Source organism: Streptomyces roseofulvus, from assembly GCF_039534915.1.
Lineage (GTDB): Bacteria > Actinomycetota > Actinomycetes > Streptomycetales > Streptomycetaceae > Streptomyces > Streptomyces roseofulvus.
This window is the reverse complement of sequence record NZ_BAAAWE010000001.1, coordinates 5,718,634-5,744,635: the sequence shown is the minus strand read 5'-3', so window position 1 is coordinate 5,744,635 and position 26,002 is coordinate 5,718,634. Positions and strand designations below refer to the sequence as shown.

Below are 26,002 nucleotides of genomic sequence, written 5' to 3'. Positions count from 1 at the left end.
GGGAGCGCGGTCAGCCCTTCTCCAGGTACTCCTCCCGCTCCTCGCTGAGCAGGGCGTCCAGGGCGGTGCGCAGGCCCGGGTGGGCGGCCAGGTCCGGGTCGGCGAGGACGAGGGCGGTGGCCTCCTCGCGGGCGGCGGCGATGACCTCCTCGTCGTCGATGACGGCGAGGACCCGCAGGGACGAGCGGACGCCGGACTGGGCCTGGCCGAGGACGTCGCCCTCGCGGCGCTGTTCGAGGTCGATGCGGGAGAGCTCGAAGCCGTCGAGGGTGGAGGCGACGGCGCCGAGGCGCTGCCGGGCGGGGCTCGCCTCGGGCATCTCGGTGACGAGGAGGCAGAGGCCGGGGGCGGAGCCGCGGCCGACGCGGCCGCGGAGCTGGTGGAGCTGGGAGACGCCGAAGCGGTCGGCGTCCATGATCACCATGGCGGTGGCGTTGGGCACGTTGACGCCGACCTCGATGACGGTGGTGGCGACGAGGACGTCGAGCTCGCCGGCGGCGAACCGGCGCATGACGTCGTCCTTGTCGTCGGGGTGCATGCGCCCGTGCAGGACGGCGATCCGGAGCCCGGCGAGGGGGCCGGCGGCGAGCTTCTCGGCGACGTCGAGGACGGCGAGCGGGGGGCGCTTCTCGGCCTCGTCCTCGGCGGAGGGCTTGCGCTTGGCGGCCTTCTTCTCGGCCGCCTCGTCGACGTCGTCGCCGATGCGGGGGCAGACCACGTACGCCTGGTGGCCGTTCTCGACCTCCTCCCGGACGCGCTCCCAGGCGCGGGCGAGGAAGTGCGGCTTGTCGGCGGCCGGGACGACGTGGCTGGCGATCGGGGAGCGTCCGGCGGGGAGCTGGTCGAGGACGGAGGTCTCCAGGTCGCCGAAGACGGTCATGGCGACGGTCCTGGGGATGGGGGTCGCGGTCATCACCAGCAGGTGCGGCGGCTGCTTGCCCTTGCCGCGGAGCGCGTCGCGCTGCTCGACGCCGAAGCGGTGCTGCTCGTCGACGACGACCAGGCCCAGGTCGTGGAACCTGACCTTGTCCTCGATGAGCGCGTGCGTGCCGATGACGACGCCGGCCTCGCCGGTGACCAGGTCGAGGAGGGCCTGGCGGCGGGCGGCGGCCCCCATGGAGCCGGTGAGGAGCACGACCTTGGTGGCCTGGTCGGCGCCGCCGAGCATGCCGCCCTCGGCGAGCTCGCCCATCATCTCGGTGACGGACCGGTGGTGCTGCTGGGCGAGGACCTCGGTGGGGGCGAGCATGGCGGCCTGTCCCCCGGCGTCGACGACGGCGAGCATGGCCCGCAGGGCGACCATGGTCTTGCCCGAGCCGACCTCGCCCTGGAGCAGGCGGTGCATGGGGTGGTCGGTGGCGAGGTCGTCGAAGATCTCCTTGGAGACCTTGAGCTGGCCGTCGGTGAGCGTGAAGGGCAGCTTGGCGTCGAAGGCGGTGAGGAGGCCGTCGGGGGCGGGGCGGCGGGGGACGGCGGGGAGCTGGGTGTCGGCGTGCCGGCGGCGGGCGAGGGCGACCTGGAGGACGAACGCCTCGTCCCACTTGAGCCGTTCGCGGGCGGCGGCGATGTCGGCCTGGGTGCGGGGGCGGTGGATCAGGCGGAGCGCGTCGGGGAGTTCGGCGAGGCCGCGGCCCTCGCGCAGGGCGGCGGGGAGCGGGTCGACGGCGTCCGCGGCGCTCGGCAGGACCGCGTCGACGGCCTTGGCGATCTTCCAGGACTCCAGCTTGGTGGTCGCCGGGTAGATCGGGATGAGCGCGCCGGCCCAGGCGTCCACCGCCGCGTCGCCGTCGCCGCGCAGCAGCTCGTAGGCCGGGTGGGCGAGCTGGAGGCGGCGGTTGAAGAGGGAGACCTTGCCGGAGAACATCGCGCGGGTGCCGGGCACGAGGTCGTGGTGGGGCTTGTGGACGCCCTTGCCGAAGAAGACCAGCTGGAGCCGGCCGTAGCCGTCGGTGATGGTCACTTCGAGCCGCTGGCTGCGGCCCTTGGCGCCGTTGAAGGTGTGCACCCGGGCGTCGGAGACCTGGGCGACCACCGTCACGTGCTCGTCGAGCGGCAGGTCGGAGAGGGTGGTCAGCTCGCCCCGCTCGGCGTACCGCCGGGGGTAGTGGTGGAGGAGGTCGCCGACCGTGTGCAGGTCGAGGGCCTCGGCCATGACCTTGGCGGTGGCGGGGCCGAGGGACTTCTTGAGGGGTTCGTCGAGCGCGGGCACGTCCTCCATTGCACACCACGACGCCGACAGTCGGGGCGATGCCTGTGGACAACCCGCCGGGCCGGGTCCGGCTACTCGACCCCGATGAGGAGCGGCGGGGCGCCGGCGCCCGCGTGGTAGGTGACGGTGTCGACGGCCAGGTAGCCGCGGCGGACGTGGGCTTCGAGGATGCCGGCGAGGCCGGGCGGGGTGCCGTCGGCGACGACGAGGGTGACGAGTTCGCCGCCGGCCTGGAGCATCCGGTCGAGGACGGTGCGGGCGGTGTCGGTGAGGTCCTGGCCGATGACGGCGACGTCGCCCTCGATGAGGCCGAGGACGTCCCCGGCCTGGCAGACGCCGGCGGAGGTGAAGGACTGGCGTTCGGCGACGGCGAGTTCGGCGTAGCGGGTGGCGCCGGCGGCGGCGGTCATGGCGACGACGTCCTCGTCGAAGCTGCGCTCGGGTTCGTGGACGGCGAGGGCGGCGATGCCCTGGACGGCGGCCCGGGTGGGGATGAGGGCGACCCGGATGCCTTCGGCGCGGGCGCGTTCGGCGGCGGTCGCGGCGGCGGCCCGCAGGTCGGTGTCGTTGGGCAGGAGGACGACCTCGCGCGCGTGGGCGCGGCGGACGGCGGCGAGGAGTTCGTCGTCCGCGGGCGGTTCGCCGGGCCGGGCCTGGACGGTGGTGGCGCCGGCCTCGGCGCAGAGTCCGGCGAGCCCTTCGCCGGGGAGGACGGCGACGACGGCCCGGGCGGCCCGTTCCTCGCGCGCGTGGGCGGCGGAATCGGCCGGGACGCCCGCGGCGGGCGCGGTGCTCGCGAAGTGGGTGATACGGATCCGGTGCGGCCGGCCGGCCTCGATCCCGGCCTCGACCGCGGCGCCGGCGTCGTCCACGTGGACGTGGACGTTCCAGAGCCCGTCGCCGCCGACGACGACGAGGGAGTCGCCGAGGGCGTCGAGCCGGGCCCGGAGGAGTTCGACGGCGGCGTCCTCGGCCTCCAGGAGGTACAGGACCTCGTACGCGGGCCCCTCGTCGGCGGGCCCGCAGGGCTCGCCCGGTCCGTCGGGCAGCGCCCGTACGCCGGGGGACGGCGGGAGCGCTGCCGGGGCCGAGCCGGTCACCGTCTCCACCAGTGCGCCGAGGACGGCCACCAGGCCCTGTCCGCCCGCGTCCACGACCCCCGCGCGGCCGAGGACGGCCAGTTGCCCGGGGGTGGCCTCCAGGGCGGTCCTGGCCCCCTCGTAGGCCCTCCTGGCCACGTCCGCGAGGGTGCCGCCGCCCGCGCAGCACGCCGCCGCGGCGGAGGCGACGGTGAGGATGGTGCCCTCCTCGGGGTGGGCGACGGCCGCGCGGGCGGAGGCGGCGGCGGTGGAGAGGGCGCGGGCCAGGTGGTCGCCGTCGGCGCCCTCGGCCAGCACGCCGGCCATGCCGCGGAGCAGCTGGGACAGGATGGTGCCGGAGTTGCCGCGGGCGCCGAGCAGCGCGCCGTGGGCCATGGCCCGTACGGCGTCGCGGGTGTCGGGCGCGGAGTCGCCGGCGGCGCCGGGGGCGGTGAAGACGGCCTCGACGGCCCGGTGGGCGGCGTCGGCGGTCAGGTAGAGGTTGGTGCCGGTGTCCCCGTCGGCGACCGGGTAGACGTTGATGGCGTCGATGGCGGCCCGCTCCCGTCCGAGCGCCTCGGCCGTCCGCGCGCTCCAGGCCCGTACCGTCCCGGCGTCGAGGACGAGACGCTCGTCACTCCGGACGGTGGGGTCGAAGGGCTGCGGGGCTCGCGACAACGGGGGTCCTCCTTCGGCGGTGAAGCTCACCGCAGGGTAGACCGGGGGTGCTCCGGACCGGGGGGCCGGGACGGGGTCGGCCCGGACCGTGGTAGTTTCGTTCCACCGGAGCAGTCGTTGTATGCTTCTTCGGTTGCCTGGCACTCGCCGGGCCATCCCCGGCAAGCCACTTCAGACTCCTGATTCCGGTGCGCCGGATCTCACTGTAAATCTGAAGTCTTTGGAGTGACCCGTGGCTGCCAACTGCGACGTCTGCGGCAAGGGGCCGGGCTTCGGCAACAACATTTCGCACTCGCACCGCCGTACGTCTCGTCGCTGGAACCCGAACATCCAGCGTGTGCGTGCCGTGGTCGGTCGGACGCCGAAGCGGCTCAACGTCTGCACCTCGTGCATCAAGGCCGGCAAGGTCTCGCGCTAATCGCGACGTTTCCGTGTCGTAGCGCAGCCCCTGCGGTTGCCTTGAAAGGCCGGTTCACCTCGGTGAACCGGCCTTTTGCCTTGCCCTGAAACCCTTCTGCCCCGCCCGGAACCCTTCCGCCCCGCCCCGGTCAGGGGGCCGCCGCGCTCAGCGGCGCAGCGCCCACCCGTGGTCGACGGGGCCGATGCCCTCCCCCAGGGCGAAGCCGGCGGCGATCGCCCCGGTGACGTACGCCTTGGCCTCGTGGACGGCCTCCGGGACGGGGAGCCCCTTGGCGAGTCCGGACGCGACCGCCGACGCGAGGGTGCAGCCGGTGCCGTGGGTGTGCCGGTTGTCGTACCGGGGCGCGCGCAGCCAGTGCTCCTCGGTGCCGTCGGTGAGCAGGTCCACGGCCTCCGCGGCGCCGCCGGGCAGATGGCCGCCCTTGATCAGCGCCCAGCGCGGCCCGTACCCGAGGATCGCGTCGGCGGCCCGGCGCATCCCGTCCTCGTCCTCGACCTCGATCCCGGTGAGCTGTGTCACCTCGTCCAGGTTGGGCGTGGCGACGGTCGCGGCGGGCAGCAGCTTCGCGCGGACGGAGTCCAGGGCGGAGGCGGCGAGCAGCGGGTCCCCGTGCTTGGAGACGCCGACCGGGTCGACGACCACGGGCGCGTCCGTCCCCGCGAGGAGTTCCGCGACCGTCTCCACGAGCGCGGCGGAGGCCAGCATGCCGGTCTTGACCGCGTGGACGCCGATGTCGTCGACGACGGCCCGGTACTGGGCCCGCACCGCCTCCTCGGGCAGTTCCCAGGCGCCCCGCACGCCCCGCGAGTTCTGGGCGGTGACGGCCGTGAGCACGCTCATGCCGTGCACGCCGAGCGTGAGCATCGTCTTGAGGTCGGCCTGGATCCCGGCGCCGCCGCCGGAGTCGGATCCGGCGACGGTCAGGACGAGCGGCGGGGCGGGACTCACTCGGTCTCCCCGAAGTGGTCCCAGCCGCCGGCGCTGTGCCAGGGGGCGCCGTCGACGGTCACCTGGGGCAGCGCGGAGGGGGCGACGACCTCGCCGATGACCTTCCAGCGGGCGGGCAGCTTCACGTCCGGCGGGAAGGTGGCGACGATCGCGTGGTCCTCGCCTCCGGTGAGGACCCACTGGCGCGGGTCGACGCCGACGGCCTGGCCGATGTCGTGCATCTGGCTGGGGATGTCGATGAGGCCGGAGCGCAGGTCGATGCGGACGTTGCTGGCCTCGGCGATGTGGCCGAGGTCGGCGATGAGGCCGTCGCTGACGTCGCACATGGCGGTGGCGCCGAGCCCGGCGGCCGCGGGGCCCGCGTGGTACGGCGGTTCGGGCCGGCGGTGGGCCTCGACGAAGGCGCGCGGGGAGCGGAAGCCGCGGGAGAGGACCGCGTACCCGGCGGCGGACCAGCCGAGCCAGCCGGTGTAGGCGACGACGTCGCCGGGCTCGGCGCCGCCCCGGGTGACCGGGTCGTGGTTGCGGAGGTCGCCGAGCGCGGTGATGGAGACCATGATCGTGTCGCCGCGGACGACGTCGCCGCCGACCACCGCGGCGCCCGCGACCTGACATTCGTCGCGCAGCCCGTCCATCAGTTCCGTGGGCCAGGTGACGGGGAGTTCGGCGGGGACGACGAGGCCGAGGAGGAGCGCGGTGGGGACCGCGCCCATGGCGGCGATGTCGGCGAGGTTCTGCGCGGCGGCCTTGCGGCCGACGTCGTACGCCGTCGACCAGTCGCGGCGGAAGTGCCGTCCTTCGAGCAGGATGTCCGTGCTGGCCACCACGCGCCGGTCCGGGGCCGAGACCACGGCGGCGTCGTCGCCGGGCCCGATCCGTACCGCCGGGGTGGAGGTGAGCCGGGACGTGAGCTCCCTGATGAGCCCGAACTCGCCCAGTTCTCCGACTGTGCCCTTCACCGCGTCTCACCTCGTGTCGTCGTGCCGGCCGGCGGTCGGCGGAGCGTCCGCTCGCGCCGCGGGTCGCGGGCCGTCACCGTGCTGGGTACCGTCAAGTTGACCGTCAACTTCCGTCCTGTGTACGCCACACCCCGGATGCCCCGGAAGGCGCGGGTCTCCCCGTGGCTTCCGGCGACGCGGTACCGTGGCGTCTCTTTCTCCCACAAGATCCTCGTGGCCGCCCTGGAGGTTCCGTGGTACAGGCGTACATTCTGATTCAGACCGAGGTGGGCAAGGCGTCGACCGTCGCCGACACCATCGCCAAGATCCCGGGGGTGATCCAGGCAGAGGACGTCACCGGACCGTACGACGTGATCGTGCGGGCCCAGGCCGACACGGTCGACGAGCTCGGCCGCATGGTGGTCGCGAAGGTCCAGCAAGTGGACGGCATCACGCGCACCCTGACCTGCCCGGTCGTCCATCTGTAGCCCCCGTCTACCCTTGGCCGGTGACGTCTTCCCACCGGCCTCTCGGCCTGCCCGCATCGGCCGCCGTCCTGCTGCTGGCCGTCACCGGCTGCTCCACCGACGCCCGGGCGTCGGTGCCGGTACCGACACCGCCCGCGGCGGAGGCGGCGCTCTGCCGCGCGCTGGACCGGGAACTCCCGGACGCCGTGGCGGGCCAGGAGCGGAGCGATCCGGCCCCCGACTCCGAGCTGACCGCGGGGTGGGGCGACGGAGCGATCGTACTGCGCTGCGGGGTGCCCCGGCCCGAAAAGATGAGCGATCCGCAGGCGGAGGGAGTCTCCGCCGAGGGCGTCCGCTGGATGCTGGAGCAGCCGGAGGGCGGCGGCCCCCGGTTCACCTCGGTGTACCGGGAGACCTATGTCGAGGTGACCCTGGGCGAGCGGTACGCGCACGACATCGGACCCCTGGTGGACCTCGCCGCCCCGGTGCAGCGGGCGGTGCCCTGTGCCCTGGAGCCCTCGTGCCGTTAGGCGGGGCCCGGTCCCCCCCGGCCGGGCCCGTCCGCGCTAGCGCAGGCCCGTGGAGCGGGTCAGGGCGGCCTGGATCAGCCGGTCGACCAGCTCGGGGTAGCTCACGCCGCTCTCCTGCCACATGCGCGGGTACATGGAGATCGGGGTGAAGCCGGGCATGGTGTTGATCTCGTTGATGACGAAGTCGCCGTCCTCGGTGAGGAAGAAGTCGGCGCGGACCAGGCCCTCGCAGGAGACCGCCTCGTAGGCGGCGACGGCGAGCCGCTGGACCTCGGCGGTGGCCTCGTCCCCGATCGGGGCGGGCACCAGACCGGAGGCCGAGTCGATGTACTTGGCCTCGAAGTCGTAGAAGTCGTGGTCGGTGACCGGCGGGATCTCGGCGGGCACGCTGGCCCGCGGGCCGTCCTCGAACTCCAGGACGCCGCACTCGATCTCGCGGCCGCGCACCAGCGCCTCCACGATGATCTTCGGGTCGTAGCGGCGGGCCTCCTCGACGGCCTCGTCCAGGCCGGAGAGGTCGTCGACCTTGGTGATGCCGACGGAGGAGCCGCCGCGGGCGGGCTTCACGAAGAGCGGCCAGCCGTGGTCGGCGGCGAACTCGACGATCTTCTTGCGGGCCTCGGCCGGGTTGCGGTCCCACTCGCGCGGCCGGATGACCTCGTACGGGCCGACCGGCAGGCCGTACGAGACGAAGACCCGCTTCATGTACTCCTTGTCCTGGCCGACGGCGGAGGCGAGGACGCCCGCGCCGACGTACGGGATGCCGGAGAGCTCCAGGAGGCCCTGGAGCGTGCCGTCCTCGCCGTAGGGGCCGTGGAGCATCGGGAAGACGACGTCGACCTCGCCGAGGGCCTGCGGCAGCGAACCGGGCTCGTGCAGGACGACCTCGCGGCTGGCCGGGTCGACCGGGAGGACCACGCCGCCGGTCTCCGACTCGGCGAGCTGGGCGACGTCCGGCAGGGAGCGCTCGGCGATCGCCATCCGCTCGGGGGCGTCGGCGGTCAGGGCCCAGCGCCCCTCCCGGGTGATGCCGATGGGCAGCACGTCGTACTTGGTCCGGTCGATCGCCTTGAGGACGGCGCCGGCGGTGACGACGGAGATGGCGTGCTCGGAGCTGCGTCCGCCGAAGACGACGGCCACGCGGGGCTTGCGGGGGCTCTGGGTGTTCTCGCTCATATCGCGATGAGCGTACCTTGCGGTCTCCGAACTCCTGAGCGCCCCGCTCGCGGGCTCGCGCGGACGGCTCAGCGGCGCCCGGTCAGCGCCTCTCGGGCTTGGCGCTGCGCGACATCAGCTCCTTGAGCGCGACCGTCGGCGGCTTGCCGTCGTGGACGATCGAGACGACGGTCTCCGTGATGGGCATGTCGACGCCGTGCCGGCGGGCCAGATCGAGCACCGACTCGCAGGACTTGACGCCCTCCGCGGTCTGCTTGGTGGCCTCGACGGCCTCCTGGAGGGTCATCCCGCGGCCCAGGTTGGTGCCGAAGGTGTTGTTCCGGGAGAGCGGCGAGGAGCAGGTGGCGACGAGGTCGCCGAGGCCCGCGAGGCCGGAGAAGGTGAGCGGGTCGGCGCCCATGGCGAGGCCGAGGCGGGTGGTCTCGGCGAGGCCGCGGGTGATGAGCGTGGCCTTGGAGTTGTCGCCGAGGCCCATGCCGTTGGCGATGCCGACGGCGAGGCCGATGACGTTCTTCACCGCGCCGCCGAGCTCGCAGCCGACCACGTCGGTGTTGGTGTACGGGCGGAAGTACGGGGTCATGCAGGCGGCCTGGAGCCGTTGGGCGACCGACTCGTCGACGCACGCGGCGACGGCCGCGGCGGGCTGCCGGGCGGCGATCTCGCGGGCCAGGTTGGGGCCGGTGAGGACGGCGACGCGCGCGGCGGGGACGCCGGCGACCTCGGTGATGACCTCGCTCATCCGCTTGGCGGTGCCGAGTTCGATGCCCTTCATCAGGGAGACGAAGACGGTGTCGGGGCCGAGCTTCGGCGCCCAGGCGGCGAGGTTGTCGCGCAGGGTCTGGGAGGGGACGGCGAGGACGGCGAAGTCGGCCCCCTCGGCGGCCTCGGCCGCGTCGGCGGTGGCGGTGATGCCCTTGGGGAGTTCGACGCCGGGCAGGTAGTCCGGGTTGGTACGGGTGGTGTTGACGGCCTCGGCGAGCGCGGCGCGGCGGCCCCAGAGGCTCACCTCGCAGCCCGCGTCGGCCATCACCATGGCGAAGGCGGTGCCCCAGGAACCGTTGCCGAAGACGGCGGCCTTGGTCACTTGGTGCCTCCCTCGGCGGCCTTGCGGCGCTGCTCCAGGCGGGCGCGGCGCGGGTCGTACGGCTCGGCGGGGGCCTGCTCGCCGCGGACCTCCTCCAGGAGGGCGGTGATGGCGGCCATGATGACCTCGGTGGCCTCGCGCAGCACCTCGGGGGTGGGCTCCAGGCCGTCGAAGCGGGAGAGGTCGACGGGCGGGCCGGCCTGCACGATCAGCGTCTTGCGCGGGAAGAAGCTGAACTTGTCCTTCTTGGCGTACGGCGGCATCGCGAGGTTCGCGCCCCACTGGGCCACCGGGATGACGGGCGCCTTGGTGAGCAGCGCGACGCGGGCGGCGCCGGTCTTGCCGGGCATGGGCCACATGTCGGGGTCGCGGGTCAGGGTGCCCTCGGGGTAGAAGGCGACGCACTCGCCCCGCTCGATGGCGTCCACGGCGGCCCGGAAGGCGTCCAGGGCGTTCGCGGTCTCGCGGTAGACGGGGATCTGGCCGGTGTTGCGCAGCATGGTGCCGACGAATCCGCCCTTGAAGAGGCCGGCCTTGGCCAGGAAGCGGGGCACGCGCCCGGTGTTGTACTGGTAGTGCGCGTAGGACAGCGGGTCCAGGTACGAGTTGTGGTTCACCGCGGTGATGAAGCCGCCCTCGGCCGGGATGTGCTCCGTGCCGCGCCAGTCCCTCTTGAACAGCACCAGGAGGGGCGGTTTGGCGATGACCGCCGCGAGGCGGTACCAGAAGCCGATTCTGCGGCGGGGCACGCGAAGCACCTTTCTCCGGGTCTTGCTGGGTCTTGCTGGTCTTGCCGGCAGGGGGTCAAGTGTCGCCCCATGCTCCTGCCGTGTCGAGTGACACCGTACGCCCCGGGCACCGGGCCGTACCGCCGGGGCGGGACAGAATGGGCGGCGATGAACACGGATGCGGACGACGGCTGGTCCCTGGTCGTACCCCTGAAGCCCCTGGCCCTGGCGAAGAGCAGGCTCGCCCCGGCCGCCGGGGAGCGGCTGCGGCCCCGGCTGGCCCTGGCCTTCGCCGAGGACACGGTGGCGGCGGCGCTGGACTGCCCGGAGGTGCGGGACGTGGTGGTGGTCACGGACGATCCCGCGGCGGGCCTGGCGCTGGCGGCGCTGGGGGCCCGGATAGAGCCGGACGTGCCGGCGGCGGGGCTCAACGCGGCGCTGGCGCACGGGGCCCGGGCGGTGCGGGCGCGGCGCCCGCACGCGCGCGTGGCGGCGCTGAACGCGGATCTGCCGGCGCTGCGCCCGGCGGAGCTGGCGCGGGTGCTGGCGGCGGCCCGGCAATTCCCCAGGGCATTTCTCGCGGATGCCGCCGAAATAGGTACGACATTCCTCTCGGCGGCCCCGGGGGTGGAATTGGAACCGGCATTCGGAGGTCCGTCGCGGCTGCGGCATTTGTCGTCCGGCGCGGTGGAAATCCGGCTGGCCGGGGTGGAATCCGTGCGCCGGGACGTGGACACCGGCGAGGACCTGGCGGCGGCGGACTCGCTGGGGCTCGGCCCGCGGACGGCGGCCCGGCGGCCCGCGGCGGCCGGATAGGCTGCGGTCCATGCAGGCGACCGCGTACACGTACGACCCCGAGACCCGCAGCGGCAGTGTGCTGCTCGACGACGGCACCCCGGTGGAGTTCGGGACGGATGCCTTCGACGCGGGCGGGCTGCGGCTGCTGCGACCGGGCCAGCGGGTCCGGATCGAGGCGGAGCCGGGCACCTCGGGCGCGGGCCTGCGGATCACCCTGGTGACGCTGCAGACCTTCTGAGCCGCTCCCCCGCGGGCTTCCTCCCCGCCCTCCCCCTCCGCACGGCTCCGGAACGCGCCGCGGGCCGGGCTCCCGTGCGGGGAGCCCGGCCCGGCGGACGTGCGAGGACCGTCCTACTTCTTGGCGGCGGTCTTCTTGGCCGTGGCGGTCTTGCGCGCCGTGGTCTTCTTGGCGGGGGCCTTCTTCGCCGTGACCTTCTTGGCCGGGGCCGTCTTCTTGGCGGCGGCCGTGGTCTTCTTGGCCGGGGTGGCCTTCTTGGCGGCGGCGGTGGTCTTCTTGGCGGCCGTCGTCGTCTTCTTGGCCGCCGCGGTCGTGGTCTTCTTCGCGGCCGCCGTGGTGGTCTTCTTCGCCGGCGTCGCCTTCTTGGCGGCGGCGGCCGTGGTCTTCTTGGCCGGCGTGGCCTTCTTGGCGGCCGCCTTCTTGGCCGTGGTGGCCTTCTTGGCGGCGGCCTTCTTCACCGTGGCGGAGGCGCCACCGGTCAGGCTGCCCTTGGGGGCCTTCTTGACGGAGACCTCGCCGCCCTTGGGGAGCTTCTTCGAGCCGCTGACCAGGTCCTTGAAGCCCTGGCCGGCGCGGAAACGCGGAACCGACGTCTTCTTGACCCGGACGCGCTCACCCGTCTGCGGGTTGCGGGCGTAGCGGGCCGGGCGGTCGACCTTCTCGAACGAGCCGAATCCGGTGACCGAGACCCGGTCGCCGGACACCACGGCGCGCACGATGGCGTCGAGCACGTGGTCGACGGCTTCGGCGGCCTGCTGGCGACCGCCCAACTTGTCGGCAATCGCTTCTACGAGCTGCGCCTTGTTCACGTCTTCCCCTTCGGAGACTTTGCCGGAACGAAACTGTTCAAGCTTTTTCGCACGTTAGGCATGTATATACCGCAAATCAAACACGAAACGGTCTAATCACCCTAGTGCCGCAACGCGGAAGTGCCGTTGCGGAGTTCCTGGTGTCAGTCGTCTTCAGGGAATCGGCCCTCGTCGAGGTCCTTCATCAACCGGTCCAGACGCGTTGCCGCGTCCGCGAGATCGTGCTTCGCCGCGGCCGTGACGACCAGCAGCTTCCGGGACAGCGCCATCCTTACGCCCTCCGGGACTTGCAGTGCGCGCACTCGGGTGTGCGCTTCTTTCAATCGGGCGGCGACTGCCTCGTAGAGCTCGAGTTGGCTGTCGCGTTCCATGCACCGATTGTGCCATCTAGGGCGAGTTGTCGCCCGACAGGGTCTCAACAAGCGACTGCGCCCCCCACCCGAGGGTGGGGGGCGCAGTCTTGGAAAAGCGCTGCTCAGGCCGTAATTGTACGGGGCTTGAAGGACGGCCTGGCCGCCTCGTAGGCCGCGATGTCGGCTTCGTTCTGAAGGGTGAGGCTGATGTCGTCGAGGCCGTTCAGCAGTCGCCAGCGGGCGTTCTCGTCGAGCTCGAAGTCGGCGTCGATCCCGTCCGCCAGGACCTTGCGGGCCTCCAGGTCGACGGTGATCTCGACGGTGGGGTCGGCCTCGGTGAGCTGCCAGAGGGCGTCCACCGTCTCCTGCGGCAGGACGACGGTGAGCAGACCGTTCTTCAGCGAGTTGCCGCGGAAGATGTCGGCGAAGCGGGACGAGATGACGGCCTTGAAGCCGTAGTTCTGGAGCGCCCAGACGGCGTGCTCGCGGGAGGAGCCGGTGCCGAAGTCGGGGCCGGCCACCAGGACCGTGGCGCCCTGCCGCTCGGGGCGGTTGAGGACGAACTCGGAGTCCTTGCGCCAGGCCTCGAAGAGGCCGTCCTCGAAGCCGTCGCGGGTGACCTTCTTCAGCCAGTGCGCCGGGATGATCTGGTCGGTGTCGACGTTGCTGCGGCGCAGCGGGACGGCCCGGCCGGTGTGCGTGGTGAAAGCTTCCATGGTTCTCAGACCCCCGCGGTGGTGACGGCGTCGGACAGGTCGGCCGGGGAGGCCAGGTGGCCCAGTACGGCGGTGGCGGCGGCGACCTGGGGGGAGACCAGGTGGGTGCGGCCGCCCTTGCCCTGCCGGCCCTCGAAGTTGCGGTTGGAGGTGGACGCGGAGCGCTCACCGGGGGCCAGCTGGTCGGGGTTCATGCCCAGGCACATGGAGCAGCCCGCGTGCCGCCATTCGGCGCCGGCCTCCTTGAAGACCTTGTCCAGGCCCTCCTCGACGGCCTGGAGGGCGACCCGGACGGAGCCGGGGACGACCAGCATGCGGACGCCGTCGGCGACCTTGCGGCCGTCCAGCAGGGCGGCGGCGTTGCGCAGGTCCTCGATGCGGCCGTTGGTGCAGGAGCCTACGAAGACGGTGTCGACCTTGATGTCGCGCAGCGGCTGGCCGGCGGTCAACCCCATGTACTCCAGGGCCTTTTCGGCGGCCAGGCGCTCCGAGGGGTCTTCGTACGAAGCCGGGTCGGGGACGTTCGCCGAAAGCGGGGCGCCCTGGCCGGGGTTGGTGCCCCAGGTGACGAACGGGGCCAGCTCGGCGGCCTCGATGACGACCTCGGCGTCGAAGACGGCGTCCTCGTCGGTCCTCAGGGTCTTCCAGTAGGCGACGGCGGCGTCCCAGTCCTCGCCCTCGGGGGCGTGCGGACGGCCCTTGAGGTAGGCGAAGGTGGTCTCGTCGGGGGCGATCATGCCCGCCCGGGCGCCGGCCTCGATGGACATGTTGCAGATGGTCATGCGGCCCTCCATCGAGAGTTTCTCGATGGCGGTGCCCCGGTACTCCAGGACGTAGCCCTGGCCGCCGCCGGTGCCGATCTTCGCGATGACGGCGAGGATCAGGTCCTTGGCGGTGACGTCGGCGGGCAGCTCGCCGTTGACGGTGATGGCCATGGTCTTCGGGCGGGCCATGGGCAGCGTCTGGGTGGCCAGGACGTGCTCGACCTGGCTGGTGCCGATGCCGAACGCCAGGCCGCCGAAGGCGCCGTGGGTGGAGGTGTGGGAGTCGCCGCAGACCACGGTCATGCCGGGCTGGGTCAGGCCCAGCTGCGGTCCCACCACGTGGACGACGCCCTGCTCGACGTCGCCGAGCGGGTGGAGCCGTACCCCGAACTCGGCGCAGTTCTTGCGCAGGGTCTCCAGCTGCGCGCGGGAGACCGGGTCGGCGATCGGCTTGTCGATGTCGAGGGTGGGGGTGTTGTGGTCCTCGGTGGCCAGGGTGAGGTCGAGGCGCCGCACCTGCCGGCCGTTCTGCCGGAGGCCGTCGAACGCCTGGGGGCTGGTCACCTCGTGCAGCAGGTGAAGATCGATGAAGAGGAGATCGGGCTCGCCCTCGGCGCGCCGGACGACGTGGTCGTCCCAGACCTTCTCCGCGAGTGTCCTACCCATCGCTTTCCCTCCGGCCGGCGGCTGCGCCGGCACCACTAGAGACCGTTGCGCGGTCCGTTGTGCGGCCGCCTCACCAGAGTGACAAGTTCCTCGGGAAATTGAACTTGCGTTTCACAGAGTGAGACGCGAATATCGTTGCATGGACAACTCTAGCGGCGTAGGCGTTCTCGACAAGGCAGCCCTTGTCCTGAGCGCCCTGGAGTCCGGTCCGGCCACCCTCGCAGGACTGGTCGCGGCGACGGGACTCGCACGACCCACGGCCCACCGACTGGCCGTGGCATTGGAACACCACCGGATGGTGGCCCGCGACATGCAGGGCCGTTTCATCCTGGGCCCGCGGCTGGCCGAGCTGGCCGCCGCGGCGGGTGAGGACCGCCTCCTGGCGACGGCCGGGCCGGTGCTGACGCACCTGCGCGACGTCACCGGGGAGAGCGCGCAGCTCTACCGGCGCCAGGGCGACATGCGGATCTGCGTGGCGGCGGCCGAGCGACTGTCCGGTCTGCGGGACACGGTCCCGGTGGGCTCGACGCTCACGATGAAGGCCGGCTCGTCGGCGCAGATCCTGATGGCCTGGGAGGAGCCCGAGCGGCTGCACCGCGGCCTCCAGGGCGCCCGCTTCACGGCGACGGCCCTGTCGGGCGTACGGCGCCGCGGCTGGGCCCAGTCGATCGGTGAGCGGGAGCCGGGCGTCGCGTCCGTCTCCGCGCCCGTCAGGGGCCCGTCGAACCGCGTGGTGGCCGCCGTGTCGGTCTCGGGTCCGATCGAGCGCCTGACGCGCCACCCGGGCCGCATGCACGCCCAGGCGGTCATCGACGCCGCCGCCCGCCTCTCCGAGGCCCTCCGCCGCAACGGCTGATCCTCTCCTCTGTTCATCTGTACGTTCCCCGGCCCACCGCTCCAACGCCGCAGCGGTGGGCCGGAGTTGTGTGCGCCGCGCCGGGAACAGCGAAGAAGCCCTCCCCCGAAGGGAAGGGCTTCTCTGTCGCGTACCCCCGACCGGATTCGAACCGGCGCTACCGCCTTGAGAGGGCGGCGTGCTAGGCCGCTACACAACGGGGGCTTTGGATCATGCGGGCGTTTCCGCCGCTGACCCGAGCTGGTCTACCAGGACTCGAACCTAGACTAACTGAACCAGAATCAGTCGTGCTGCCAATTACACCATAGACCAATACGTGGTTAGACCAGCGTCGTACCCCCGACCGGATTCGAACCGGCGCTACCGCCTTGAGAGGGCGGCGTGCTAGGCCGCTACACAACGGGGGCCCTAGCGATCCTGCATCGGGTCCACCTGGGCGCTACCCAAGTGATCCCGCGGGAAGGATCTGTACCCCCGACCGGATTCGAACCGGCGCTACCGCCTTGAGAGGGCGGCGTGCTAGGCCGCTACACAACGGGGGCTCGTGGATGCCAATCCACTGGTTTGCAGATGAGCTCTGCGAGCTGGCCTACCTGGACTCGAACCAAGACTAACTGAACCAGAATCAGTCGTGCTGCCAATTACACCATAGGCCACCGGGGCAACTTCCCCGCGAGGGGGATCTTGCTCGGCTTGCGCTTTCCGGGTTCTTGCCTTTCGGCTTGCTCCCCTCGGCGCAGGAAGAACATTACCCGAAGGTGGTCGGTGCTCCAAAACGGGTATCCCCGCGGAGCAGCGCGGGGAGCTGGTGCAGGTCGGTGATGCGCCGCAGGCCCGGCCGCTCGCCGGCGCCGGCGCGATCCAGCCAGATGCCGTGGAGCCCCGCCTCCTGGGCGCCGAGCGCGTCGATGTCGGGGCGGTCCCCCACGTACGCCACCTCCTGCGGAGCGAGGCCCAGGGCGGCGCAGGCCGCGTGGAAGGCCTCGGCGGCCGGTTTGGCGCTGCCCAGCTCGGCGGCGCAGAGGACGGCCTCGAAGCGGTCCCGGACGCCGAGGGCGCGCAGCTTGGGCTCCTGGGCGTGGATGCTGGAGTTCGACAGGACGGCCTGCCGGTAGTCGGCGGCCAGCAGGTCGAGGACGGGCAGGGCGTCGGGGAACAGCTCCCAGGCGGCCTCGTAGTGGGCCACGTACCGGCCGAACCAGGCGTCGGCCTCGGGGTCGGTCAGGGCGGGGCGGTCCAGGAAGGCGCGGACGCGGTGGCGCCGCTGGTCCTGCCAGGTCCCGCCGGTGCCGTCCTCGTAGAGCCGCCAGTACAGCTCGGTGAGCTCCTTCCAGCGGCCCAGGGCGGCCTCGACGGTGCCGTACAGGCCGTCCAGGCCCTCGGCGGCGAGGTGGGCGCGCATCCCGGCGCGGTCGGCTGCCGCGTAGTCGAAGATCGTGTCGTCCACGTCCCAGAGGACGGCCCGGATGGTCATGGAACCGACGGTACGCCGGTGGGGCCCGCCGCGGGGGTGTTTCCGGTACGACGACGGGGGCGGCGCCCGGAGGAGTGCTCCGGGCGCCGCCCCCGTGGGGTGCGGCGCGTGGTTACGCGGCGAGCTTCGCCAGGGCCGCGTCGACGCGGGCCAGGGTCTTCTCCTTGCCCAGGATCTCCAGGGACTCGAAGAGCGGCAGGCCGACGGTGCGGCCGGTGACGGCGACGCGGACCGGGGCCTGGGCCTTGCCGAGCTTGAGGCCGTGGGCCTCGCCGGCGGCCAGGACCGCGTTCTTGAGCGACTCGGGGTCGGTCCAGTCGGCCGACTCCAGCTTCTCGCGGGCGGTGGTGAGCAGGGCCGCGGGCTCGCCCTTCATCGCCTTGTCCCAGGAGGGCTGGTCGAAGACGGGCTCGGCCAGGAAGAGGAAGTCGACGTTGGCCGTGATCTCGGAGAGGACGGTCAGACGGGTCTGGGCGTGCGGGGCGATCCGCTCCCAGGCCGTGCGGTCGAAGTCCTCGGGCGCCCAGGGAGCGTGCGGGGCCTGGAGCCAGGGCTCGCACGCCTCGGTGAACGCCTTCACGTCCAGCATGCGGATGTGGTCGGCGTTGATGGACTCGGCCTTCTTCAGGTCGAAGCGGGCCGGGTTGGCGTTGACGTCGGCGATGTCGAACTTCGCCACCATCTCGGGGATGGTGAAGATGTCCTGGTCGGCCGAGAAGGACCAGCCGAGGAGGGACAGGTAGTTCAGCAGGCCCTCGGGGAGGAAGCCGCGCTCCCGGTAGAGGTTGAGGGAGGCCTGCGGGTCGCGCTTGGAGAGCTTCTTGTTGCCCTCGCCCATCACGTACGGCAGGTGGCCGAAGGCGGGGATCTCCTTGGCGACGCCCAGCTCGATCAGCGCCTTGTAGAGGGCGATCTGGCGGGGGGTGGAGGAGAGCAGGTCCTCGCCGCGCAGGACGTGGGTGATCTCCATCAGGGCGTCGTCGACCGGGTTGACCAGGGTGTAGAGCGGGGCGCCGTTGGCCCGGAGGATGCCGTAGTCCGGCACGTTCTCCGGGGTGAAGGTGAGCTCGCCGCGGACCAGGTCGGTGAAGGTGATGGCCTCGTCGGGCATCCGGAAGCGGACGATCGGCTCGCGGCCCTCGGCCTCGTACTGCGCGATCTGCTCGGCGGAGAGCTCGCGGCAGTGGCCGTCGTAGCCGGAGGGCTTGCCGGCGGCGCGGGCGGCCTCGCGGCGGTCGTCGAGCTCGGTGGTGGTGCAGTAGCAGCGGTACGCGTACCCGCCGGCGAGCAGCTTGTCGGCGACGTCCTTGTAGATGTCCATCCGCTGCGACTGGCGGTACGGGGCGTGCGGGCCGCCGATCTCGGGGCCCTCGTCCCAGTCGAGGCCGAGCCACTTCAGGGAGTCGAGGAGCTGCTCGTAGGACTCCTCGGAGTCGCGGGCCGCGTCGGTGTCCTCGATGCGGAAGACCATGGTGCCCTGGTTGTGCCGGGCGAAGGCCCAGTTGAAGAGGGCGGTGCGGACCAGGCCCACATGGGGGTTGCCGGTCGGGGACGGACAGAAACGGACGCGGATCGCGTTAGCCACGCTTGATCACCCTGTTGGTGAGAGTGCCGATGCCTTCGATGGTGACGGCGACCTCGTCGCCGACGGTGAGGGGGCCGACCCCGGCGGGGGTGCCGGTGAGGATGACGTCGCCGGGGAGCAGCGTCATGGCCTCGGTGATGTGGACGACCAGGTCCTCGATGGAGCGGATCATGTCGCTCGTCCGACCGAGCTGGCGTTGTTCGCCGTTGACCGTGGCCTGGATGGCGAGGTCGCTCGGGTCGAGGTCGGTCTCCACCCAGGGGCCCAGCGGACAGCTCGTGTCGAAGCCCTTGGCGCGGGCCCACTGGGCCTCGCGCTTCTGCACGTCGCGGGCGGTCACGTCGTTGGCGCAGGTGTAGCCGAAGATCACGTCCTTGACGCGCTCCCGGGGCACCTCGCGGCACATGCGGCCGATCACCACGGCCAGTTCGGCCTCGTGGTGCAGCTCGCTGGAGAAGGAGGGGAACTCGACGGCGTCACCGGGGCCGATGACGGAGGTGGTCGGCTTGAAGAACGCGACCGGGACCTCCGGGACCTCGTTGCCGAGCTCCTTGGCGTGCTCCGCGTAGTTGCGGCCGATGGCCACGACCTTGTTGGGGAGCACCGGCGGCAGGAGCCGTACCTTGCTCAGCGGGACCTTGGTGCCGCTGAGCTCGAAGTCGGTGTACGGGATGCCCTTGATGATGTCGAGGACGAGGCCGCCGGACTCGACGGTCCCCTCGCCCTCGACCGCGCCGAAGGCGACATTGCCGTCGATGGAGAATCTGGCGATGCGCACGAGTGCTGTCGCCCCTCACTTGGTACTGGCTGGAGTCTGACGCTCCAGGCTAACGCGGCGCGGGGCGGCCGACCGGCGGATATCGCCGGTGGCGGCCGACGGGTGCCGGGATGCCGGGATCAGGACTCGGTGAGGTACGCCGGGACGTGGGGGGCGGGGGCCTGCATGAGCACGGTGCGGCGCGGGTTGGCCGTGGTGCCGGGCAGCTCGGTCGCGTACTCGGGGGTGGCGCCGCGGCCGAGGGCGGCGGCGTCCGCGAGGTGGGCGAGGGTGGAGCGGCGCGGGTTGGCCGTGGTGGCGGGGGCGGGTGCAGTCATCGCGCTGGCAGACCTTTGTTCCGGGCGGGCGCCCGTGCGGGCGCGAAGGATGGTGTAAAGCGTCAGGCTAAATCAACGCGTTCCCTTCGAATGCATGGCTGAGACATCCATTCCGGTGTGAGTTTGCTCACCACTGGACGGATATTCCGGTCATTACGGACTGGCATGTCAGGTCACGGAAAGGGACATTCCGTCACTGAACCCTGCATTCCGCTCCTGATCATCGCGACTGGGACACAGGAGGGTGCCGGGTCATTGGAGCGGAAAAGTCCGAATCCTCCGTGATCATCTTCTACACGCCGTGACACCCCGCGTACGGTTGGTCATCCCCCCTGCGGTACAGACCGCAGCCCTTGTTGGAGTTCCGGCACTGTGCTGGAATTCCACGCACCGCCGCGGGTTCGACGCCGGCACGCAGGGGGCGCAACGCAGCGCCGGCCGAGTGGCGGAGAAGGGGGATCTGCGCCGGTCACCGACGACCACCTGGGGCGCACCGACGCGTCCCGACGACGCCGACACCGTCCGCTCCGGTTCCACCCGGAAGGACGCCTGGTCCAGAGGTTGCGACGCTAGTGCAGGGACGTTTCAAGAGGGATGGCGCGGGCTCCGCCCAGGCCCGCAAGGGCCGCGCGGAGGCTCCGTCGGAGCAGGAACCGCGTGCCGGGACCGATCGTGGTCCCGCGACCCCGCACCCCACCCAGCAGGCACCCGGTCCGGGCGGCCAGGGCAGGAACCAGGGCAAGGCCGCGCGGCCGAACGGCGAGTCGGGCGAAGGCTCCGCACGCCGCTCCGGCCCGTCCGCGGCGCCCGGTGAGCAGAACGCCGCGGCGCGCGGGGAGAAGGGCGCCACGCCCACGACCCCCGAGAACGCGGTCGGCCCCCGAATAGCCCTGCGCAACTGGCGCATCTCCACGCGCCTCGTGGCCCTGCTGACCCTCCCCGTGGTCGCGGCCACCAGCCTCGGCGGCATCCGCATCAACGAGTCGCTCCAGGACATGCAGCAGCTCGACCACATGCAGCTGCTCACCAAGCTGACCCGTGAGGCGACCGCGCTCGCCCAGGCCCTCCAGGCCGAGCGCGACCTCTCCGCCGGTCCGCTCGCCAACGGGCGGCCGACCAGCGACTACCAGGTCGCCAACCCCCGGCGCCGCACGGACCGTTCCTACGACGCCTTCCTCGACGCCACCCGGGCCATCCCGAACGGCGAGGACGACGAGGCGCTGCAGAGCATCCGCTCCAACGTCAGCACCATCGCCTCCCAGGTCATCGACCTCCACAACATCCGGACGAACGCCTACAAGAAGGGCGTTCAGCACTCCGTGACGGTGGAGGCGTACAGCCGTCTCATCCGCTCGCTGCTCAGCCTCTCCCAGGACATGGCGCAGGCGACCAGCAACCCGGAGATGATCAAGCGGACCCGCGCACTCGCCGCGTTCTCGTCCGCCAAGGAGTACGCCTCCATCCAGCAGGCGATCATCGCGGGCGCCCTGAAGGCCAGCGACAAGCAGCAGGGCAGCTTCCAGTCCGGTGACCGCCTCTACGGCGAGGCCGCGCTCAACGGCGAGAACAACGCCTTCAAGTCCTTCACCGCGATCTACGAGGGCACCGGCGGCGACGCCACCGACCTCACCGACTCGCTCCGCTCCGGCAACCCCACCATCGTGGACGCCGAGAAGTACGCCGAGCGGGTGCTGAAGTCCGAAGAGGCCATCAAGAAGGACCCGCGCGGCTACCTCAACTTCACCGACGAGTACGAGACCAAGATCGCGGCCATGGCCCGCATCGAGAACCAGCTCCTCGGCGAGATGGAGACGATGGCCCGTGAGCTGCGGCAGGAGTCGCAGCGCGAGGCCATCATCAACGGTGCGCTGATCCTCCTCGTCCTCGGCGTCTCGCTCATCGGCGCCTTCGTCGTGGCCCGGTCCATGATCCGCTCGCTGCGCCGGCTCCAGGACACCGCCACCAAGGTCGCCCAGGAACGCCTGCCCGAGCTGGTCAAGCAGCTCTCCGAGTCCGACCCGCAGGACGTCGACACCTCCGTCGAGTCCGTCGGTGTGCACTCCCGGGACGAGATCGGCCAGGTGGCCGCGGCCTTCGACGACGTGCACCGCGAGGCCGTCCGCCTCGCCGCCGAGCAGGCCCTCCTCCGGGGCAACGTCAACGCGATGTTCACCAACCTCTCGCGCCGTTCGCAGGGCCTCATCCAGCGCCAGCTCTCGCTCATCTCCGAGCTGGAGTCCCGCGAGGCCGACCCGGACCAGCTCTCCTCGCTCTTCAAGCTCGACCACCTCGCGACCCGTATGCGCCGGAACGGCGAGAACCTCCTCGTCCTCGCCGGCGAGGAGCCGGGCCGCCGCTGGACCCGCCCGGTCCCGCTGGTCGACGTGCTCCGTGCCGCCGCCTCCGAGGTGGAGCAGTACGAGCGCATCGAACTGGCCGCGGTCCCGGCGACCGACGTCGCCGGCCGGGTCGTCAACGACCTCGTGCACCTCCTCGCCGAGCTGCTGGAGAACGCCACCTCGTTCTCCTCCCCGCAGACCAAGGTCCGGGTCACCGGCCACGCGCTGCCCGACGGGCGCGTGCTGGTCGAGATCCACGACACCGGCATCGGCCTCTCCCCCGAGGACCTCGCGGCGATCAACGAGCGGCTCGCCTCGCCGCCCACCGTGGACGTCTCCGTCTCCCGCCGCATGGGCCTCTTCGTGGTCGGCCGCCTGTCCCTGCGACACGGCATCCGCATCCAGCTGCGCCCGTCCGACTCGGGCGGCACCACCGCGCTCGTCATGCTCCCGGTCGACGTCGCCCAGGGCGGCCGCAAGCCGGCCCCGAAGAGCGGTCCCGGCGCCCAGGGCGCGTCGCCGCAGGGCGGCAACGCCCCCGGCGGCCGTCTCCCCGGCGGCCCCGGCGCGCCCGGTGGTCCGGGTGCCGGACGTCCGGGCCTCGGCGGTCCCTCGGCTCCGGCCGGCCGCCTCGGCGCCGGCCCCGGTGCCGTGCGTCCGCAGGTCGGCCCGGCGGGCGGACCCCGCACCGCGCTGCCCGCCCGCGACGGCGCGCCGCAGGCCCCCCAGGCCCCGGCCCCGCAGCAGCCCCAGCAGCCCCAGCCGGTCGACGCCCAGCTGGAGCAGACCGGCCGGCTGCCGCAGCTCCCGCAGACGCCGCAGCCCGGCCCGGGTGCCGGTCTCATCGGCGGCGCGGCCAGCGCCATCCCGTCCCGCACCGACGTGTGGGGCGGCAGCCCGCAGGCTCCGCAGAACCAGAACCCGCAGGCCCCGCAGCAGCCGCAGGCCCCGCAGCAGCAGGACCCGCTGGGTGCCACGAACGGCTTCCCGCGCGCCGAGCTGCCCGGCGGCAACCCCCAGCCGCAGCGCCCGCAGGGCACCAGCTGGGGCAGCGACCCGGCCCAGCAGCCGGTCCGCCGCCCGCAGCAGGACATGACGCCGCTGGACGCCCCGCGCGGCCACGACGACGCCGAGACCACCGGCTCCTTCGCCGCGCCCGGCGCTCCGCAGGGCCCGGGCTCGACGGGCCAGTTCGCCCGCCCCGACTTCGGTGCCCCGCAGGCCCCCCAGGCGCCGCAGGCCCCGCAGTACCAGGACCCGGCGTCCACCTCGCAGTTCGCGCGCCCGGACTTCGGTGCCCCGCAGCAGCCGCAGGCGCCCCAGGGTCCCGGCTCCACGGGCCAGTTCCCGCGCCCCGACTTCGGTGCCCCGCAGGCCCCGCAGCAGCCGCAGGCCCCGCAGTACCAGGAGCGGCCGCAGTACGGCAGCCAGCCCTTCGTACCGCAGGCGCAGCAGCAGCCGCAGGCCCCGCAGCCGCCGGCCCCGCGCCAGCGCACCGGCAACGAGTTCGCGCCGCAGCAGCCGGGCCTCCCCCAGGCCCCGCAGCAGCCGCAGGCCCCGCAGCACCGGGCGCCGCAGGCCCCCGAGCCGCGGCAGCCGCAGCTCGGCCGGCCGCGCCGTCCGGAGGCCCTGCCGCCGGCGCCGGCCTCGGGCGACGGGCGCACTCCGCTGTACGACACGCTGGAGACCAACTGGTTCCACCAGGACCAGGGTCAGCAGCAGGCTCCGGCCCAGCCGGCGCAGCAGCAGCGGATGCCCGAGGTCGAGCAGACCATGCAGACCCCGGTCGTGCAGCAGCCCGCTCCGGCGGGTCCGCGGCCGGCCGGCGGTCCGGCCGCCGGTGACGGCGGCCGGCAGCAGGGCGCGGCCGGCTGGCGGCCCTCCCCCAACGACGATCTGGTGCGCCAGGCCGAGCGGGCGCGCAAGCCGTCCGCCGGCGGGGTCACCACCTCCGGTCTTCCGCGCCGTGTGCCGAAGGCCAACCTCGTACCCGGGACCGCCCAGGAGCAGGCCCACACGGCCGGCCCCCAGGTCTCGCGTGCACCCGACGACGTCCGTGGCCGGCTCACCAACCTGCGCCGCGGCATCCAGCAGGGCCGGCAGGCGGGCAACTCGACCACGGGTAGCTTCCACCTCGGCCCGAACCATCAGCAGGAGCGATAGTTGAGCGCGATGAGCCAGGCGGCGCAGAACCTGAACTGGTTGATCACCAACTTCGTGGACAACACCCCCGGGGTGTCCCACACGGTGGTGGTCTCCGCCGACGGCCTGCTGCTGGCCATGTCCGAAGGATTCCCCCGCGATCGTGCCGACCAGCTGGCGGCGGTCGCGTCCGGGCTCACCTCGCTGACCGCGGGCGCCTCCCGGATCTTCGAGGGCGGTCCCGTGGCGCAGACCGTGGTGGAGATGGAGCGCGGCTTCCTCTTCCTCATGTCGGTCTCGGACGGCTCCTCGCTGGCCGTGCTCGCGCACCCGGAGTGCGACATCGGCCTCGTGGGCTACGAGATGGCGCTGCTGGTCGACCGGGCCGGCAGCGTCCTCACCCCGGATCTCCGCGCGGAGCTCCAGGGCAGCCTGCTGCACTAGCGGTCCCCACCCGCTCACGGCACCTGTCCCCCCGACGGGGCGGTACGTCCCCCACACGTACCGCCCCCGGCACCGTTCAATCGTCCGGCCGCCCCATCCGGCCCCCCACCGGCCCCATCAGACGGCAGATGCCTTGCTGTCACGCCCGGAGGATTCATGACCCCGCCCCCCGCCACTCACGATCCGTACGGCGGCTCGTCCCTGGACGATCCGTACGGTCATGAGGGCGACCAGCCGCTGGTCCGTCCGTACGCGATGACCGGCGGCCGGACCCGGCCGCGCTACCAGCTCGCCATCGAGGCGCTGGTCAGCACCACGGCCGACCCGGCGCACCTCGCCACGCTCCTCCCCGAGCACCAGCGCATCTGCCACCTGTGCCGTGAGGTCAAGTCGGTGGCCGAGGTGTCCGCACTGCTGTCGATGCCGCTCGGCGTCGCCCGGATCCTCGTGGCCGACCTGGCCGAGGCGGGCATGGTGGCCATTCACCAGCCGGGCAACGGAGAAGCCGGCGGCACGCCGGACGTGACACTGCTCGAAAGGGTGCTCAGTGGACTTCGCAAGCTCTAACGGCGGCGCGGCCAGATCGACCACCAGCGCGAAGATCGTGGTGGCCGGTGGCTTCGGCGTGGGCAAGACCACGTTCGTGGGCGCCGTCTCGGAGATCAACCCGCTGCGTACCGAGGCCGTGATGACCGCGGCCTCCGCCGGGATCGACGACCTGACCCACACCGGTGGCAAGACCACCACCACGGTGGCGATGGACTTCGGCCGCATCACGCTGGACCAGGACCTGATCCTGTACCTGTTCGGCACCCCCGGCCAGGACCGCTTCTGGTTCATGTGGGACGACCTGGTCCGCGGCGCCATCGGCGCCGTCGTCCTCGTCGACACCCGCCGTCTCGCCGACTGCTTCCCCGCCGTCGACTACTTCGAGAACAGCGGTCTGCCGTTCGTCATCGCCCTGAACGGCTTCGACGGCGCCCAGCCGTACACGCCGGACGAGGTCCGCGAGGCTCTGCAGATCGGGCCCGACACCCCGATCATCACCACCGACGCCCGCCACCGCGCGGACGCCAAGAGCGCGCTGATCACCCTCGTCGAGCACGCGCTCATGGCCCGACTCAAGTAGGCCGCCCCCCAGGGCAGTTGTCATATGCCCCCGTACCGGGCCGTCCGGAGTGGATCTGTGTCCTTCGACACGGCCGGCCCGGGCTTCATAACATTTCGACAGAGAATTGGGGCGCCTCGGACACCCGACGCATCCGGTCGGTGCCGCTGCGCTCACATGAGCCCCGCCATTTGGCGGGGCTCGCTCTTTATGCCCGTTTTATGCGAGGCGTGGGCCACGGAAAGGGGGCCCGTCCCACTGTTTGGAACGGACCCCCTTCACGTGCTGCAATTCATGAACTCCCGAGTAGTACGGCCCTGAACGAAACACCGGCACGACGTAGGTGCCGACGCCGAG

Annotated in this window: 25 protein-coding genes and 5 tRNA genes; 10 read left to right on the top strand and 20 right to left on the bottom strand. The window is 72.3% G+C overall.

What is annotated here, in order from left to right:
* Window positions 1-10: 10 nt before the first annotated feature.
* Together recG and ABFY03_RS26670 are read right to left on the bottom strand one after the other, a co-directional pair.
* Complete coding sequence (recG, locus tag ABFY03_RS26675) at window positions 11-2,218, bottom strand: ATP-dependent DNA helicase RecG (RefSeq protein WP_319007921.1); 2,208 nt, start codon at window positions 2,216-2,218, stop codon at window positions 11-13.
* Window positions 2,219-2,280: 62 nt separating this feature from the next.
* Window positions 2,281-3,966, bottom strand: a complete 1,686-nt coding sequence (locus ABFY03_RS26670; RefSeq protein ID WP_319007922.1) for a DAK2 domain-containing protein — start codon at window positions 3,964-3,966, stop codon at window positions 2,281-2,283.
* Window positions 3,967-4,198: 232 nt separating this feature from the next.
* On the opposite strand from ABFY03_RS26670, the gene rpmB reads away from it, so the two are divergent.
* Window positions 4,199-4,384 (top strand): 50S ribosomal protein L28, encoded by a 186-nt coding sequence (gene rpmB / locus ABFY03_RS26665; protein ID WP_003957616.1) that lies wholly within the window; start codon window positions 4,199-4,201, stop codon window positions 4,382-4,384.
* Between the two features lie 147 nt (window positions 4,385-4,531).
* On the opposite strand, the gene thiD is transcribed toward rpmB, so the two are convergent.
* Together thiD and ABFY03_RS26655 are read right to left on the bottom strand one after the other, a co-directional pair.
* The gene (thiD, locus tag ABFY03_RS26660) at window positions 4,532-5,335 is read right to left on the bottom strand and encodes a bifunctional hydroxymethylpyrimidine kinase/phosphomethylpyrimidine kinase (protein ID WP_346170992.1); all 804 of its coding nucleotides are present in this window, start codon (window positions 5,333-5,335) and stop codon (window positions 4,532-4,534) included.
* Window positions 5,332-6,294: a thiamine-phosphate kinase gene (locus ABFY03_RS26655; RefSeq protein WP_319007924.1), complete on the bottom strand. Its 963-nt coding sequence runs from the start codon at window positions 6,292-6,294 to the stop codon at window positions 5,332-5,334. Before ABFY03_RS26655 ends, thiD begins: the two co-directional genes overlap by 4 nt.
* Window positions 6,295-6,527: 233 nt before the next feature.
* Here ABFY03_RS26655 and ABFY03_RS26650 point away from each other — a divergent pair, with 233 nt between their 5' ends.
* Together ABFY03_RS26650 and ABFY03_RS26645 are read left to right on the top strand one after the other, a co-directional pair.
* A complete protein-coding gene (locus ABFY03_RS26650; protein WP_030496958.1) occupies window positions 6,528-6,761 on the top strand; it encodes an Lrp/AsnC family transcriptional regulator in 234 nt (77 codons plus the stop codon).
* Window positions 6,762-6,781: 20 nt separating this feature from the next.
* Entirely contained in the window at window positions 6,782-7,270 is a 489-nt protein-coding gene (locus tag ABFY03_RS26645; RefSeq protein ID WP_319007925.1) for a DUF3515 domain-containing protein, read from the top strand.
* Between the two features lie 36 nt (window positions 7,271-7,306).
* On the opposite strand, the gene ABFY03_RS26640 is transcribed toward ABFY03_RS26645, so the two are convergent.
* The 3 genes from ABFY03_RS26640 to ABFY03_RS26630 all read right to left on the bottom strand — a co-directional run bounded on the left by ABFY03_RS26640 (window position 7,307) and on the right by ABFY03_RS26630 (window position 10,279).
* Window positions 7,307-8,446, bottom strand: a complete 1,140-nt coding sequence (locus ABFY03_RS26640; RefSeq protein ID WP_031013928.1) for a D-alanine--D-alanine ligase family protein — start codon at window positions 8,444-8,446, stop codon at window positions 7,307-7,309.
* A gap of 82 nt (window positions 8,447-8,528) precedes the next feature.
* Window positions 8,529-9,530: an NAD(P)H-dependent glycerol-3-phosphate dehydrogenase gene (locus ABFY03_RS26635; protein WP_319007926.1), complete on the bottom strand. Its 1,002-nt coding sequence runs from the start codon at window positions 9,528-9,530 to the stop codon at window positions 8,529-8,531.
* Window positions 9,527-10,279 carry a lysophospholipid acyltransferase family protein gene (locus ABFY03_RS26630; RefSeq protein ID WP_319007927.1) on the bottom strand — a complete coding sequence of 251 codons (753 nt, stop codon included), beginning with the start codon at window positions 10,277-10,279 and terminating at the stop codon, window positions 9,527-9,529. Before ABFY03_RS26630 ends, ABFY03_RS26635 begins: the two co-directional genes overlap by 4 nt.
* A 147-nt stretch (window positions 10,280-10,426) precedes the next feature.
* Between ABFY03_RS26630 and cofC the strand changes: the two genes are divergently transcribed.
* Together cofC and ABFY03_RS26620 are read left to right on the top strand one after the other, a co-directional pair.
* Window positions 10,427-11,074, top strand: a complete 648-nt coding sequence (cofC, locus tag ABFY03_RS26625; protein ID WP_319007928.1) for a 2-phospho-L-lactate guanylyltransferase — start codon at window positions 10,427-10,429, stop codon at window positions 11,072-11,074.
* A 10-nt stretch (window positions 11,075-11,084) separates the two neighbouring features.
* Window positions 11,085-11,294, top strand: a complete 210-nt coding sequence (locus ABFY03_RS26620) for a hypothetical protein (RefSeq protein WP_319007929.1) — start codon at window positions 11,085-11,087, stop codon at window positions 11,292-11,294.
* Window positions 11,295-11,407: 113 nt separating this feature from the next.
* On the opposite strand, the gene ABFY03_RS26615 is transcribed toward ABFY03_RS26620, so the two are convergent.
* From ABFY03_RS26615 to leuC, 4 genes are all read right to left on the bottom strand, one after another.
* On the bottom strand, window positions 11,408-12,103 hold the full coding sequence (locus ABFY03_RS26615) for an HU family DNA-binding protein (RefSeq protein ID WP_319007930.1): 696 nt from the start codon (window positions 12,101-12,103) through the stop codon (window positions 11,408-11,410).
* A 143-nt stretch (window positions 12,104-12,246) separates the two neighbouring features.
* A complete protein-coding gene (locus tag ABFY03_RS26610; RefSeq protein ID WP_031013922.1) occupies window positions 12,247-12,474 on the bottom strand; it encodes an SCO5555 family protein in 228 nt (75 codons plus the stop codon).
* Between the two features lie 104 nt (window positions 12,475-12,578).
* Window positions 12,579-13,172 carry a 3-isopropylmalate dehydratase small subunit gene (gene leuD / locus ABFY03_RS26605; protein WP_319007931.1) on the bottom strand — a complete coding sequence of 198 codons (594 nt, stop codon included), beginning with the start codon at window positions 13,170-13,172 and terminating at the stop codon, window positions 12,579-12,581.
* Window positions 13,173-13,177: 5 nt separating this feature from the next.
* Window positions 13,178-14,602: a 3-isopropylmalate dehydratase large subunit gene (leuC, locus tag ABFY03_RS26600; protein ID WP_319007932.1), complete on the bottom strand. Its 1,425-nt coding sequence runs from the start codon at window positions 14,600-14,602 to the stop codon at window positions 13,178-13,180.
* 139 nt (window positions 14,603-14,741) lie between these two features.
* On the opposite strand from leuC, the gene ndgR reads away from it, so the two are divergent.
* A complete protein-coding gene (ndgR, locus tag ABFY03_RS26595; RefSeq protein ID WP_005311436.1) occupies window positions 14,742-15,458 on the top strand; it encodes an IclR family transcriptional regulator NdgR in 717 nt (238 codons plus the stop codon).
* Between the two features lie 131 nt (window positions 15,459-15,589).
* Here ndgR and ABFY03_RS26590 read toward each other — a convergent pair.
* The 9 genes from ABFY03_RS26590 to ABFY03_RS26550 form a co-directional block, all read right to left on the bottom strand.
* Window positions 15,590-15,662, bottom strand: a tRNA-Glu gene (locus ABFY03_RS26590).
* Between the two features lie 36 nt (window positions 15,663-15,698).
* Window positions 15,699-15,770 (bottom strand) — tRNA-Gln (locus tag ABFY03_RS26585).
* Window positions 15,771-15,792: 22 nt separating this feature from the next.
* Window positions 15,793-15,865: transfer RNA gene (locus ABFY03_RS26580), tRNA-Glu, on the bottom strand.
* A 62-nt stretch (window positions 15,866-15,927) separates the two neighbouring features.
* A tRNA-Glu gene (locus tag ABFY03_RS26575) sits at window positions 15,928-16,000 on the bottom strand.
* A 42-nt stretch (window positions 16,001-16,042) separates the two neighbouring features.
* Window positions 16,043-16,114: transfer RNA gene (locus ABFY03_RS26570), tRNA-Gln, on the bottom strand.
* A gap of 92 nt (window positions 16,115-16,206) precedes the next feature.
* On the bottom strand, window positions 16,207-16,932 hold the full coding sequence (locus ABFY03_RS26565) for an HAD family hydrolase (protein WP_319007933.1): 726 nt from the start codon (window positions 16,930-16,932) through the stop codon (window positions 16,207-16,209).
* A gap of 112 nt (window positions 16,933-17,044) precedes the next feature.
* A complete protein-coding gene (gene gltX, locus ABFY03_RS26560) occupies window positions 17,045-18,517 on the bottom strand; it encodes a glutamate--tRNA ligase (RefSeq protein ID WP_346170991.1) in 1,473 nt (490 codons plus the stop codon).
* A complete protein-coding gene (locus ABFY03_RS26555) occupies window positions 18,510-19,295 on the bottom strand; it encodes a fumarylacetoacetate hydrolase family protein (protein ID WP_346170990.1) in 786 nt (261 codons plus the stop codon). The genes gltX and ABFY03_RS26555 overlap by 8 nt, the downstream gene beginning before the upstream one ends.
* Before the next feature lie 119 nt (window positions 19,296-19,414).
* The gene (locus ABFY03_RS26550; protein ID WP_319012776.1) at window positions 19,415-19,612 is read right to left on the bottom strand and encodes a hypothetical protein; all 198 of its coding nucleotides are present in this window, start codon (window positions 19,610-19,612) and stop codon (window positions 19,415-19,417) included.
* 572 nt (window positions 19,613-20,184) lie between these two features.
* Here ABFY03_RS26550 and ABFY03_RS26545 point away from each other — a divergent pair.
* From ABFY03_RS26545 to ABFY03_RS26530, 4 genes are all read left to right on the top strand, one after another.
* Complete coding sequence (locus tag ABFY03_RS26545; protein ID WP_346170989.1) at window positions 20,185-24,114, top strand: sensor histidine kinase; 3,930 nt, start codon at window positions 20,185-20,187, stop codon at window positions 24,112-24,114.
* A 9-nt stretch (window positions 24,115-24,123) separates the two neighbouring features.
* Window positions 24,124-24,537 carry a roadblock/LC7 domain-containing protein gene (locus ABFY03_RS26540; RefSeq protein WP_030496942.1) on the top strand — a complete coding sequence of 138 codons (414 nt, stop codon included), beginning with the start codon at window positions 24,124-24,126 and terminating at the stop codon, window positions 24,535-24,537.
* 156 nt (window positions 24,538-24,693) lie between these two features.
* Complete coding sequence (locus ABFY03_RS26535) at window positions 24,694-25,104, top strand: DUF742 domain-containing protein (RefSeq protein ID WP_030496941.1); 411 nt, start codon at window positions 24,694-24,696, stop codon at window positions 25,102-25,104.
* Window positions 25,085-25,666 (top strand): GTP-binding protein, encoded by a 582-nt coding sequence (locus ABFY03_RS26530; RefSeq protein WP_346170988.1) that lies wholly within the window; start codon window positions 25,085-25,087, stop codon window positions 25,664-25,666. Before ABFY03_RS26535 ends, ABFY03_RS26530 begins: the two co-directional genes overlap by 20 nt.
* Window positions 25,667-26,002: the final 336 nt, after the last annotated feature.

Coding starts and splice junctions, on each gene's coding strand:
- ABFY03_RS26565 (WP_319007933.1), bottom strand. CDS start 16,932: ATGACCATCCGGGCCGTCCTCTGGGACGTGGACGACACGATCTTCGAC.
- recG (WP_319007921.1), bottom strand. CDS start 2,218: ATGGAGGACGTGCCCGCGCTCGACGAACCCCTCAAGAAGTCCCTCGGC.
- ABFY03_RS26535 (WP_030496941.1), top strand. CDS start 24,694: ATGACCCCGCCCCCCGCCACTCACGATCCGTACGGCGGCTCGTCCCTG.
- leuD (WP_319007931.1), bottom strand. CDS start 13,172: ATGGAAGCTTTCACCACGCACACCGGCCGGGCCGTCCCGCTGCGCCGC.
- ndgR (WP_005311436.1), top strand. CDS start 14,742: ATGGACAACTCTAGCGGCGTAGGCGTTCTCGACAAGGCAGCCCTTGTC.
- ABFY03_RS26550 (WP_319012776.1), bottom strand. CDS start 19,612: ATGACTGCACCCGCCCCCGCCACCACGGCCAACCCGCGCCGCTCCACC.
- ABFY03_RS26540 (WP_030496942.1), top strand. CDS start 24,124: ATGAGCCAGGCGGCGCAGAACCTGAACTGGTTGATCACCAACTTCGTG.
- leuC (WP_319007932.1), bottom strand. CDS start 14,602: ATGGGTAGGACACTCGCGGAGAAGGTCTGGGACGACCACGTCGTCCGG.
- ABFY03_RS26610 (WP_031013922.1), bottom strand. CDS start 12,474: ATGGAACGCGACAGCCAACTCGAGCTCTACGAGGCAGTCGCCGCCCGA.
- ABFY03_RS26620 (WP_319007929.1), top strand. CDS start 11,085: ATGCAGGCGACCGCGTACACGTACGACCCCGAGACCCGCAGCGGCAGT.
- cofC (WP_319007928.1), top strand. CDS start 10,427: ATGAACACGGATGCGGACGACGGCTGGTCCCTGGTCGTACCCCTGAAG.
- ABFY03_RS26640 (WP_031013928.1), bottom strand. CDS start 8,446: ATGAGCGAGAACACCCAGAGCCCCCGCAAGCCCCGCGTGGCCGTCGTC.